Below are 13,198 nucleotides of genomic sequence, written 5' to 3'. Positions count from 1 at the left end.
CAGCGCCGGCTCCTGATGGTAGAATTATTGTATTGAGGCTCAATCTCTCCTCTCATTTCACAGGCTCGGATGATCCAGCTCATACAGGTTGCGGTATCGGGGCTGCTCCTGCCACAGCTGTTCATGACTGCCCCGCATGGAAATGGTGCCCTGTTCCATAAAGATCACCTCGTCCATATGCTCCATTCCTGTGAGATGATGCGTGATCCAGATCAATGTTTTGCCCTTCAGCACTCGAAACATCGTCTGCATGAGCTCATGCTCTGTCAGCGGGTCAAGCCCCACTGTCGGCTCATCCAGTAAAACAATCGGGTGATTTTGCAGCAAAATCCGCGCCAGTGCAATTCGCTGTTTTTCTCCACCGGAAAAACGAAGACCTGTCTCCTGCATTCGGGTATCGTAGCCCTCTGGCAAAGAATCAATCAGGGCTCCAAGCCCTACCTGCTCTGTTACTGCACGAACCTCATCCAGCGTAGCATCGGGTCGTCCCAGCCGAATATTGTTCGCTACCGTTGTATCGAATAAATACGGCTGTTGGTTTAGCACTGCAAATAGACTGGAGTATGCTCCACCTGTATATACGGGAATCCCTGCGACAGTGACGCTACCTTCATCAGGCTGCAATGCTCCCTGAATCAGGTTCAGTAGCGTGGACTTGCCCGCACCACTGCGGCCAAGCAATGCAACCTTGCCCCCCTGCGGTACGTGCAGGGAGATATTACGCACGCTCCATTCCTGCGTTGCTACATAGCGGTAGCTTACGTTGTTCAGCAGCAGGTCTCCTCCGTGGCCCAATCGCATAGCGGTAGCCTGTTCCTCTAGAATATCTGCTGTTCCGCATGCTCCAGGTGTAGGTGTGTCTTTCTCCGAATCCTTTAACCGTCGAAGTGAATCCTGATACTCCGGCGCATGAACCACTGCTTCTCCAGCGCGGACGAAGGCATCCAGCAATGGAAAAGCCACAAGGGCAAAGGATGCCAGCCATGTGGCTTCTATACGATTCTGTGCTACCAGTCCTCCAGCCCACACAGTCATAATCACAACCCCGCCACCTACAACGCATTGTGCGATCCAATGAGAACGCCACTCGCTCCGGCGAAGTGAATTTTCCATTACGGTAGCGCTATTGTGTCGTTGTGTAAAGGTGCTCAGGAAATGCCCAGTCCGTCCGCTCAGCACCAGATCACTCATGCCGAACAGAGCATCCGTTAGCTCCTGATAGGCTTTACTCCGTTCCTGCTTGAACACTCGCCGTTTGGCGAGTGAGGTCCATAGTGAGATAGCTGGGGCAATAAAAAGCAAAAATCCACCATATAGTGCCATGAGCAAGGCAAAGGTACCGTCCATCCGTCCGAGCGCCGAGATGCCTGCTGCATAAATTAGCAAAGCCGATAGCGCAGGCAAAACTAGCTTCAAATAGATGTTTTGAAGCTGCTCAATATCCTCTGCCAGCAGTCCCAAGAGGTCCCCTGTACGGAATTTGCTGCGAATCATCAGCGCCTGCGGTTCCACTGCCCGATATAAACGTACCCGCATACGGGACACAAGGCGCAGTGCGGCATCATGTCCTACCAAGCGCTCCAGGTACTGAATAACCGCTTTACTAAAGCCAAATGTTCGCACAAGCACAATTGGAACGTACACCATTAATATATTTTCCGGTTTTAAGGCCGAACGGGTAATCAGATGACCGGACGTAAAGAGCAACGCGCCCGCACATCCAATGGCCAATGCACCCAAAAGAGCAGCTACCAGAAAGGCCCAAAAATATTGTCTCAGATACGTCACAAACCAGCCTTGTCTGCTATTGTCCGTTACTCTCATATCGTCCGTTCCCTCCTTCCGACATCCCCGTCAGCAATCGGTAATATGCCCCCTTACAGGCAATCAATTGTTGATGGGAACCTACTTCTTCCAGACGACCTTGATTCATCATCCAGACACAGTCCATATCTGGCATCCAATGTAGCCGGTGGGTGGCAAGAAACACTCTTTTGTGTTTCAAAACCGATAAAATCGTCTGTTTTAGCTCCCACTCTGTCTCAATATCCAGATGCGCCGTAGGCTCATCCAATAAAATGACCGGACGGTTACTGAGCAATGCCCGCGCCAATGCAATCCGCTGCGCCTGCCCTCCGCTCAGTGTCCTACCTGCTTCACCAATGGGCTCATTCATTCCACCCGGAAGACCGTCTACCAGTTCACGCAGTCCAACCGCGTCAATCGCCCACTCTACCTGCTGGTTGGATGCCTCAGGTTCATAAAAGCGGATATTATCTGCCAAAGAAGAGCTAAACAGGTAAGGATGCTGTGGAATATAGGCAATATGCCGTTGCCATTCAGTTTTGGCTTCCCCAGCCAATCCGCATCCATTCAGGAGTAGCTCGCCTGAAGTCGGATCAGCAAAGCCGCCAAGCAGACTAAGCAGCGTCGTTTTACCTGCACCGCTAGCTCCAACGATGCCGATCATGTTCATGTGCGGTTCAACATGTGCAGACACATGTTCAAGCCGAGCCGAACCGTCTTCATTAAGGAGGCACACATCAGACAGCTCAAGAATGTCCTGTCCCGTGATATCCAATCCTTTATCGTTAGCTGCCTGTTTATCCGGCTTGGTCGCATCATCTTCTGTACTGAGAATGGAGCGTATTGCTCCCCAAGCCTCCTTACCATCCAGTGAAGCATGATAGTCTGATCCCAACTGGCGTATAGGCATAAAATATTCTGGCGCCAAAATAAGCACCGCCAGCGCTGCCTCCAAACCCACCGAGCCACTAATCAGGCGCAACCCCAAGCCTACCGCGACAAAAGCGACCGATAGCATACTAAAAAAATCAAGGGCAAATGAGGAAAGAAACGCTACCCGCAGCGTGCGCATCGTTGTCGTGCGGTATTGGTCGCTGACCTTCCCAACCGTTTCCCCATGCTCTTGGCTACGACCCAAAAACCTTAGTGTCTGAAGTCCACGCAGCGAATCCGTGAAATGGTGAGATAACAGACGATAGGAACGCCACTGCTTGTCTGCCTGCTTCCGCGCCGCCAAGCCGAGCAAAATAAAAAAGCCTACTAGGATCGGCATCGTAGTCGTCAAAATCACACCTGAAATGACATCCAATGTGAAAACATACACAAGCACAAGTATAGTTACAGCCATCATGTCAATCATTCGAGGAATGGACAGTTCCAAATACGTGCGAAAACGATCCATGCCGTCCAGCGCTAGCGTCACCAACTTGCCGCTACCTTCCTGCGCTGCAAAACCCGGCCCCCGTTCGAACAAACGTGCAAGCAGACGCTCCCGTAAGGAAGCGCCTGAAGCTTCAGCAAAACGGCCTGCTGTCCGGCGTTGCAGCCAGATCGCCGTATGCCTCGTTGCAAAAGCTGCGAAAAACAACGCCAGCGACGGCCAAGCCATCACCAGCGGATTTTTATCAAATAAAATCGTAATAGCCTTTGCCAAGAAGACTGCTTGTGCAATCACTGCGGCCCCCTGGAGCAGGGAAAGGGCAGCCAGTAGCAGCATCACTGGCCGAATGCCCTTTAATTCAAACCATGCCTTATCCATTAGTATTCCAAATGATCCTTCTCACTGAGACGCTTATGGAAAACAAAATAACTCCATGCCTGATAAGCCAACACAAAGGGTAAAAGCGTTGCTGCAACAATCGTCATGGCTTTCAGTGTGTAATGACTGGAGCTTGCATTATAAATCGTTAAATCAAAAGCACTGTTAATCGAGCTCACCATAAATCTTGGGAACAAACCGACGAATAATGAAACGAAGGTCAGTAAAATCACTGCACCTGTCATCCCGAAGGCCCATCCTTCACGGCGCTGCTTCAGGAAGTACCATGTCAGCACATAGGCGACAATTCCCACCGCAACCGCAGCATACATAAAGGGACCGCGACGTGCAAATAAATCCGTTGCAAAATAAGTCCATACCACCATGCCCGCGAGTAAAATGCCCAATACCGGAAGAAACTTGGACGCGATCACACGAGCGCGATCCCGTACTTCTCCAATCGTCCGCAGGGAAATAAACGTCAGTCCGTGCATTAGACACATTCCGACCACTGTCAGTCCAATCCATACGGTGTATCCATTGAATACATCGGAAAATCCAGCTTTCAAATCCATGTTTTGCTGAATAGGTACACCTTTCACCAAAGCCGCAAAAGCCATACCGAACAGCATCGGCGGTAGAAAGCTGCCAATCAGAATGCAGGCATCCCACGTTCCTGTCCACCATTTCCCTTCAGCCTTGCCGCGGAACTCAAAAGAAACTCCACGCAAGATCAAACCTAGCAAAATAAAGACAAATACCAGATAATATCCGCTGAACATGGTTGCATAAAAATGCGGGAATGCGGCAAACATCGCACCTGCTGCTGTAATCAGCCACACTTCGTTGGCATCCCAGAATGGACCAATCGTATTGATCATCAAACGTTTTTGTTGGTCATTACGCGGCACCAATCCTGTGGCCATTCCTACGCCAAAATCAAAGCCTTCCAGAAAAAAGAAGCCAGTAAACAGCACTGCAATCAATAGGAACCATAAATCATTTAGCGACAATGGTGTCACCCCCTTGAGCAAAAGGATCATGAATTACCGTTTGTTGATGCGGCTCAATATCTGGACCTTTGCGAGCCGTACGGTAAAACAGAAACGCCAGCACACCTGTTAAAATTAAATACAATGTGGTAAATGAGATGAACGAGAACAACACTTCTCCAGCCACAACAGTAGGCGAAACAGAATCTTTCGTTTGAAGTAAACCAAATACAGTCCACGGTTGGCGACCTATTTCAGTCATGATCCAACCTGAAGTATTCCCAATGAATGGAAGGGATATCCCCCATATCATAAGACGGAAGAACCAGCGATGTGAACCTTCCAACTTTTTACGGAACGTCAGATAAGCTCCGTATAAAGCGAGTGCAATCATGCCACATCCCGCCGCAATCATAATGCGGAAGCTCCAGAACGTGGTTCTTACTGGCGGGATATAATCTCCCGGACCATAGGTTTTCTCATATTCTGCCTGAAGCTCATTCATACCAGGCACAGAGCCGGTAAATTTACTATAGGATAGAAAACTCAAAGCAAAAGGAACTTTAATCTCAAAGGTATTTTCCTTTTTTCCAGGATCAATCCATGCGATAACTGTCCAAGGAGCGGGGTCACCGCTGTTCTCCCATAAGCCCTCACTGGCAGCCATCTTCATCGGTTGTGTTTTCACTAAATATTGAGCCTGACCATGACCAAACAAAGGAATAGCTATGGCGCTGATTAAGGCAACAATAATGCTCAATTTGAAAGAAGGTTTAAAAAAGTCCATATTCTTTTTTTGCATCAGCTTCCATGCACTGATACCTGCGATCAGAAATGCTCCTGTCGCAAAAGCAGCAAACAGCGTATGCGGAAATTCCCATAGCAGTTGTTCGTTCGTTAGCAGAGCGGCAAAATCTTTCATTTCTGCACGTCCATTTTGAATCTCATATCCTACGGGACGTTGCATGAATGAATTAGCAGCTAGAATCCACAATGCCGATAACATCGTACCGATCGATACCAACCACATACAGATTAAATGGACCGTTTTGGACAATTTTTCCCAACCGAAAACCCATAATCCGATAAATGTCGATTCTAGAAAAAATGCAAGCAATGCTTCAATCGCCAGCGGCGTACCGAATACATCACCGACAAAACGGGAAAAGTCCGACCAGTTCATCCCGAACTGGAATTCTTGCAAAATCCCGGTGACGACGCCCAGTGCAAAGTTAATCAGCAGAAACGTTCCCCAGAATTGAGCCATTTTTTTGTACAAGTCATTTTTCTTGATAACATACATAGTCTCCATAATTGCCACCAATAACGACAATCCAATAGAGATCGGCACATAAACAAAGTGAAGAATCGTTGTAGTTGCAAACTGCAACCGTGCCAAATCCAATACGTCCATGATGTTGCTCCCCCCCTGAACTTCTCTTAACAATGATTTATAGTGTCTGTAATCTGAAGTCTTCTACATTTGTGATAGTATTCACATTCTTACATATGCAGCGGTCACTTTTTAGAAAATGACTCACTCCGTACCTTCACTATGGCTGTCATGATCCGGCTTCAGATTATCCCCATTATATAGAATAAATTTAAATGAAATAGAATCGAAAATGTGAACATCGTGTCAAACCTGTGTCATAATGGTGTCGATTTGACGAAAACGCCCTAAATTCCATAATAAATGTGACATTTTCGATTGATCTATCCTTTTTTTCACCATAAAAAAAGAGCCTCTCTTCGTTCGGAGGTTATACCTCCGACATCTGCAAGAGAGACTTCATAGCGTTAAATCTAGGAATCTATCAACAGCCATCTGTTCCTCCGTTCTTTTGAACCCGATTACGGTAGGAGGAAGGTGACATTCCAGCATACTTTTTAAATTTACTATGAAAATAATCTGCATTCGCATATCCCACGCGTTCCGCCACCTGGTGTACCTTAATTCCTTGTGCAAGCAATTCCCTTGCTCGCTCAATCCTCACCTTATCCAGATAGGCATTAAAGGCCTCGCCAGTATGACTTTTGAACAGTTTGCCCAAATAGCCACTATTGTAATTGAACATATCTGCCAGTAACTCCAGTCGCAAATTTTCATCATAATGACTATGTATAAAGTCAATCATTTGTTTCATGATGATGCCCTTGCCACCAGATTCAGTCTGGCCAATCCATTGCAACACATGCTCCAGCGAGTGATCCACCAGCTCGCCCAATGTGGAATAAGCATATACATCGGTTATAAAGCTGGAGTGCTCCTCCAGCACGGTTCTGCTGTGATCCTGTCCGGCTGCATACTTGTTCAACGCCAGTGTGAATGTTTGGGCGAACGCCGCCTTGATTGCAGATTCTGTGCGATAAATCCGTGGAAATTGGTCTTCCATTTCCTTAATGACACGGGCTGCAGCTTCACTATTAGCCATATCTAGCGCATAGTACAGCTTTTCTGCATAACGTAGGGGATCATTTGTAGCACGATCAGACGCTCCACTCATTTCAGACTCAACTGTCTCCAATTCGTATAGGTCTCCGGAAAGCATGACTCTTTCTGCCCGGAACAAAAACGTACGTTCTAACAATCGTAGTGCCTGCTCAAAAGATCTGGGAATGTCGTTAAGAATGGATACAGCATCACCGGCAGCCACATAAATTTCCGTTGCCCACGGCTTTAGCTCCTGTCGCCAAGTAGCCAGTAACTGAACAGCATCTTTCTCCGTTTTTAACGTGGCGGGAAGCAAAAGACCCATATATATTCCAGCCTCAAACACGATACCTCTGCCCTGCTCATGACACAATTCCGTTAGCCTCTGCTTTGCTGCCGACTGCCGAGCTTGTCGATCCCAGTCAGGAATACGTAAATCCAGCAGAATAACCTGATAGCTACTCCAGTCCAATGCTGGTAACGCGGGCTGTTGACCATGTTTTCCGTTACCGCTTTGATGTTCAGCTTGCTCGGATGCTTTGTGCAGAGAATCACTGCTTTCTACGGCATTACGAGCATGCTCTCGATGAACCGGAAACAATAATGCTTCGATCCAATTACGCTCATGGGAAGGCGTACTTCCCCATTTGCCTTCTTCTTTCTCGTCCTCAATGTTTTGCCATACCCGTTTCAACTCTGTCGTCATTTCTTCCTCATCAACTGGCTTCAGCAGATAGCCATCTACCCCGAAGCCCAAGGCTTGCCGTGCATAATCAAAGTCTGCATATCCGCTTAATATGAGAAAATGAAACGGCTCTCCGTTCTTTTCACGTATGCTTCGTATGACCTCCAGTCCACTCATCCCGGGCATACGAATATCTACAATGACCAACTCCGGCCGATGCTCTCCGAACTTATCCAGAGCCTCGCGTCCGTTCCCTGCCGTATCGACAATACGGAAGCCACAATTCCCCCAGTCAATAATAGAGGACAATCCTTCACGAATCGCAGGCTCATCATCTACAATCATTGCTTTATACATTTGACTCTTCCTCCCTTGGTATGGAAAAGTATACGGTTGTTCCTACTTGTAATGCGCTTTCAATATGCAGTCCATAACGTTCGCCGTACATCAATGTCAGACGTTGGTGTACATTACGCAGGCCAATACTGCTCCCTTCCGGCTCATCCGCCCCTCTGATCCGATCTAGCAGACGGGTCAGTTGCCCAGCTTCCATGCCGATCCCGTCATCTTCTACTTTAATTTTCAACTCTCTTTGTTCTATTGTAATATCTACCTTCACGGTAACTGGCTCTTCCTTATTTTCCAGGCCATGAATGACTGCATTTTCCACCAGCGGTTGTATGATTAAGGGAGGAATCGACATGTCCGTCGCGCTTTCTTCCAAATTTACTTCATAGATCAAACGATTTCCAAATCTGAACTGCTGAATTTGCAAATAGGATCGCACCATATCCAGCTCCTGTAGTACCGTCGTTTTACCACTGCCAATCTCCAGATTCCGGCGCATCAGCCTGCCAAGCAAACGCACCGTCGTTGCAATTTCCGCTTCCCCATTCAGATGTGCTTTCATTCGAATGGACTCTAACGCATTAAACAGAAAGTGCGGATTAATTTGGCTGGCCATCATTTTTAGCTTGATATCCTTTTGTGCCAATTCCAGCCTGTTGTTGTGCTCACTCGTCTCATAGACCTGCGCCATGAGTTGGCGAATACTACTCACCATATAGTTGAAACGGCGGGATAAATCCCCGATCTCGTCCTTTCCCTCCACACTCGATACCACATGAAAATCGCCCGCAGCTACCTTACCCAGCTCATAGCTCAACCGCTGTAGTCGTTTGGTAATCAGCCAGGAAATGATGGTGATTAGAATCAGTGCCATAACCAGCACTGCAAGAACACATAAAGCACCAATCAGGCTGATTCGGTTGGCTCCCTGTACAATATGCTCCGTCGAAAACACTGAAATAATCGTAAATCCGCTCACACTGGAGGCGGGCAGCAGCTCATCCACGATGATGTTGGAGGGCACTCCGTTGATTTTCGCTTCATATATTCCCTTACCCGCACGCTGGACGTCAAAGCCCAAATGTAAATCGCTCAACGTTTGGCCCACCGACTGTGGACGAGTAGCTGCGACCACAATCCCGTTACGATCCGTAATCAATGTTTCAAAAGGCTCCTTGCTCAGCATATGATTCAACTCGGTCTGGCTCAGCGATATCATCAGAACTCCCTTGGTGTTGTATTCGGGAAATGGAATTTGCCGTACCAGGCTCAGGCGATTAACCGGATTATCTTCCTTATCCTGAATGTAAAACCAGTTAATCGCCGTCCCCTTCAAAGCCATCTGAAACCACGGCTGCCGCTCAATGTTAGAGTCCACTGGAATAAACTCCAGATTATTGACAAGCGTCGGATTGTACGAATAGAACCGGATGGTAGCAACTTCTCTATATTGCTGAGTATACTCATTAAAATCCTTGTATTGATGATACGCATTCATCAGCTCTACCATACCCGGATACCGTCGGTTCGCCATCTCCCTCAGCCTTTTATCGAACATGAGCCCATTTGAAATATCCGTTGGCACACGCAGTAAATTTGCCGTCTGGCTCTTGATCTTTTCCACATTGTTTACCGTCTGGGCAATTGCACTATTCAATGCCTGCTCTCGCAAATAAAAAGTAACGCAACCGCCCACCACCAGCACCGGGATCATGACAATCAGTACGTAGGAGAACAGCAGCTTATTCCGCATACGCATATTATTCATCAAAAGCCGTACTCCACGATTCATGCCATTCCTCCCATAAAATAAGCGCTTACATTTTTATGTATTTTCACATTCTCTATCTCGCCCTATATGTATCCAGTTTAATGCTTCGTAACCTCTATATCTATATTTTTGTAAAATTTAAAAATGTGGCGAACGGAGTCACCACACTTTACGATTCCTAAACTATTTACGTACAAAAGGTTCGATATGCACTCCCTGCGGCAGCTTATGCGGATCTTCCGGGTTGATACGGTCATAGAACATAATGCCGTCCAAATGGTCCATTTCATGCTGCACGACAACCGCTGCATAACCTTTGAAAGTCAATAGCTCCTGTGTTCCGTCTGGTAAAGTGGCCTTAATACGAATTTTTTCGTAACGCGGTACATATCCGGCTACGTACCGATCTACAGACAAGCACCCCTCTCCCTGTTCCAAATAAATCATGGACGTGGAGTGACTGACCAGCTTCGGATTAAACAATGCGTACTCTACCGTTTTGTCTCCATCTTCATAATAAATAGCGCACATTCTTTTGTTCAGACCTACCTGATTCGCGGATAGCCCCACACCCGGGCGTAGATCATAGCGAGTGGCCAGCTCTTCATTTTGGCTATTTTTCAGATAATCTAGCATCCATTGCATCTGTTGCAGGTCCTCTTCAGACAGCGGCAGGCATACCGGCTCAACCTTTGTGCGCAAAATCGGTTCCCCTTCACGCACGATATCCTTCGTGAGAAGCATGTCCATCGATTGATTACTCATTCGTCAGCCTCGATTCATTTAAATAAATATACTTTCATGTTATTCTGCAAAAGTTAGGGAGTTCCCAATATTCCTACAAGTTTTATCCCATAAATTATATCTATTCATGAAATGAATTGTCAAAATGAAGCGGTATTTAAGCCATTAAATATTCATTGCCTTAATGGTTTATCTAATTAACAATTATACTGATGCTCTATATATCCTTAAACGAAAAACCCCCTTAACCAATGAAGTGGTCAGGAGATTTTTTGCCGTTATCATACCTTTGAAATTAATCTACGTATCTTTTCTTACTATTAAGATGGCTGCTCCAACGCACTGGGAGCTTCACTAAACAGCTGCGCCTTTGGATTCGGCTGTGTCCAGGTATTATAATATTGCGAGTTCTTGCCGTAGGAGTTGTCAATGACAACGTGCGGCATATCAAGCAGACAGGCCAGAATGTGACCATGCAGCCGTGAAGTGCGAACCTCTCGGTAAGAGCTGAACAGCGTAACCGCTTTGTTCATGAGATGGTCTGTATACTTGTACCAGAATGTACGCGTAGGCAACGGGCCACCAATTTTCTTATCCAGTCGATAAAACTTCTGGAAATAGACAATTCCCTTCACTTCCAGCGGAGTGAACAAAGTATCCCAGTCCAGCCGGTGAGCGGCATCTGCCTCGTCATCGAACTTCTTTTGTCCACCCACCGTTTCAATATCTGTGCGCAGGAAATACAATACATCCTTCACAGTTTCCGTAGTCGGCTTCAATGGCCAGAGCTGGTGTGCCATATCAGGACATAGTGTGATACTGCACTGGTTCAGCTTGTCCTTAGCCCACTGATAAGAGCGTGTATCCCGCACAAACATATGTAGATCCGGATGAGCATTGAACAAGGCAGCGACTTCATTAGCCTTCTGTTCAGATTGAAAGTGGATCGTCTGCGGCATAATCACAATTCGGTGGTTAGGGAAATCGCGAACGATGCGTTCTCGCAAATTTTGGTGATTTGAATAGAGATCGCCGAAGTTGCCGCCGCCGTGGCACACGATAATCCAGTCACCCGGAATTTGGAGCCGATCGGGAATATCCATAGCGCTATAACGGGCACGGACACGGATGCCATTATCCTTGAAGAACGCCTCGGTGCCTTTCATGATGAGTACATCCCCACCGTTATTATAGACGGGATAATCGACATAAATGATATTCGAACCTTGGGGGACTACGTCGAGAATGACGCTCAGCTTATTTTTTAGTTTAGCCATGGGATGCAAATTCGGCATCTTTCAGTTCTCCCTTCCTGCGCTTCTTTTGTATAGTCTGAATGACAAATGTAATATCACTTTTATCAAAAATGATCCGTGATAGCGGAACATTGAAAAACATCGGGAATGAGAACAGTGAGAACGCCAATCGTACACAAGCGCCTACAAGCAAAGCAATCGCAATGCCATCCAGACCGAAGATCGGTGTACAAATAAAAAATAGACCGACGGTGATCGCATAGGCTACAATTTGCCGGAACAATACCAGTCCCGGACGTCCCAGCGCGTTAAAGGCCGAAGCCAGAATCCATGAGCCGCCACCCATGATACATTCCAGTGACAGCAGATAGAACGTTAGCGATGCTTCCAGGAAAGCGGGGCCGTACAGCAAACCCAGCATGTATCGTCCAATGAAGAGAGCAGGAACAATGACGATTAGCATCGCAGCCATAGAGATGCGAAAAGCACGTCCTACCGTTTCGACAATCTTGCTGTGCTCCATCCCCGTCACCTTAGGAAAAGTAACGTTAGTGACGGCATTTTGCACCACATTGAACACACGAGACAAGGCGTAGACGACAGAGTACAGGCCGAACGCTTTGGGTGATAGCAGCGCCACAATAACGATTTTGTCCGTTTGTGTGGACAGCGTCCCCATCAGCTCCATCCCGTAAACTCTCGCTCCATAGCTATAATAAGGACGAAGCACTTGGCGGCTGGTAAATGGGCGGAAAGCACGCACATTCATATACTTTCGCAAACGGAGGAACGCCCACACTAGTGCAAGGAAACTCGCGGCAAAATTCACTGCTCCTGCCAGCTGCACATTGAGCAAGCCCATCAGCCACAGTATCACCAGACCGATGAAATTCAGTAACGGGTAGTAAAACAACAGACCATTATATACGCTAAACCGATCCAGTCCTTGCGACAATGCTGTCGTCAGCGCTGTAAGCACTGCCAGCGGTACAGCTGCCGCACAATAAAGCTGGGACAGCTGTATGATGTCCGCACCATAACCATTCAGCCATAGCGGCATGCATATCCAGGCCACCGCTCCCGCCAACAAGCTGGCAGGCAACTGAATCCAGAGCGACAACGCCAGCAGTTCTTCCGTCGTGCCTGTTTTCTTCTTGATGTTGTATATTAACGACGTTGGTAATCCGAAGCTCAACACACTGCCGATCAGCGTAGGCCAGAACAGAACTGCCGCCAGTTCTCCTTTCCCCTCTACTCCGAGCATACGTGCGGTCAGGATGGAAGTCAGGGTCGTGACGATTAGCACAAAAAAATTGTTAAAGCTCGTGCGCATGATCGTTTTGGCGAGACTGTCACCCGTGAATACTTTCCTTGCTGCTGTCCATGTGCTCATGTTACGTCCA

The 13,198-nt window shown here is 47.3% G+C and carries 9 protein-coding genes; all 9 read right to left on the bottom strand.

What is annotated here, in order from left to right; all coding sequences use genetic code 11:
* Positions 1–57 precede the first annotated feature (57 nt).
* The 9 genes from cydC to G9G54_RS19820 all read right to left on the bottom strand — a co-directional run bounded on the left by cydC (position 58) and on the right by G9G54_RS19820 (position 13,188).
* Positions 58–1,824, bottom strand: a complete 1,767-nt coding sequence (gene cydC, locus G9G54_RS19860; RefSeq protein ID WP_165179324.1) for a thiol reductant ABC exporter subunit CydC — start codon at positions 1,822–1,824, stop codon at positions 58–60.
* Positions 1,805–3,565 carry a thiol reductant ABC exporter subunit CydD gene (gene cydD, locus G9G54_RS19855; RefSeq protein WP_165179323.1) on the bottom strand — a complete coding sequence of 587 codons (1,761 nt, stop codon included), beginning with the start codon at positions 3,563–3,565 and terminating at the stop codon, positions 1,805–1,807. Before cydD ends, cydC begins: the two co-directional genes overlap by 20 nt.
* Positions 3,565–4,578: a cytochrome d ubiquinol oxidase subunit II gene (gene cydB, locus G9G54_RS19850; RefSeq protein WP_061828918.1), complete on the bottom strand. Its 1,014-nt coding sequence runs from the start codon at positions 4,576–4,578 to the stop codon at positions 3,565–3,567. The genes cydD and cydB overlap by 1 nt, the downstream gene beginning before the upstream one ends.
* Positions 4,565–5,971, bottom strand: coding sequence for a cytochrome ubiquinol oxidase subunit I (locus tag G9G54_RS19845; protein WP_165179322.1), 1,407 nt, complete (start codon positions 5,969–5,971; stop codon positions 4,565–4,567). The genes cydB and G9G54_RS19845 overlap by 14 nt, the downstream gene beginning before the upstream one ends.
* A gap of 403 nt (positions 5,972–6,374) precedes the next feature.
* Positions 6,375–8,033 (bottom strand): response regulator transcription factor, encoded by a 1,659-nt coding sequence (locus G9G54_RS19840; RefSeq protein WP_165179321.1) that lies wholly within the window; start codon positions 8,031–8,033, stop codon positions 6,375–6,377.
* Positions 8,026–9,816 carry a cache domain-containing sensor histidine kinase gene (locus tag G9G54_RS19835; protein WP_165179320.1) on the bottom strand — a complete coding sequence of 597 codons (1,791 nt, stop codon included), beginning with the start codon at positions 9,814–9,816 and terminating at the stop codon, positions 8,026–8,028. Before G9G54_RS19835 ends, G9G54_RS19840 begins: the two co-directional genes overlap by 8 nt.
* A 162-nt stretch (positions 9,817–9,978) precedes the next feature.
* Positions 9,979–10,560: a peptide deformylase gene (def, locus tag G9G54_RS19830; protein ID WP_165179319.1), complete on the bottom strand. Its 582-nt coding sequence runs from the start codon at positions 10,558–10,560 to the stop codon at positions 9,979–9,981.
* 299 nt (positions 10,561–10,859) lie between these two features.
* Positions 10,860–11,834, bottom strand: coding sequence for a polysaccharide pyruvyl transferase family protein (locus G9G54_RS19825; protein ID WP_023990345.1), 975 nt, complete (start codon positions 11,832–11,834; stop codon positions 10,860–10,862).
* The gene (locus G9G54_RS19820) at positions 11,809–13,188 is read right to left on the bottom strand and encodes a lipopolysaccharide biosynthesis protein (protein ID WP_165179318.1); all 1,380 of its coding nucleotides are present in this window, start codon (positions 13,186–13,188) and stop codon (positions 11,809–11,811) included. Before G9G54_RS19820 ends, G9G54_RS19825 begins: the two co-directional genes overlap by 26 nt.
* Positions 13,189–13,198: the final 10 nt, after the last annotated feature.

This window comes from Paenibacillus sp. EKM212P, assembly GCF_011066115.1.
GTDB classification, from domain to species: Bacteria; Bacillota; Bacilli; order Paenibacillales; family Paenibacillaceae; genus Paenibacillus; species Paenibacillus polymyxa_B.
The sequence above is the reverse complement of the archived record's forward strand: the minus strand, read 5'-3'. Positions and strand labels throughout refer to the sequence as shown.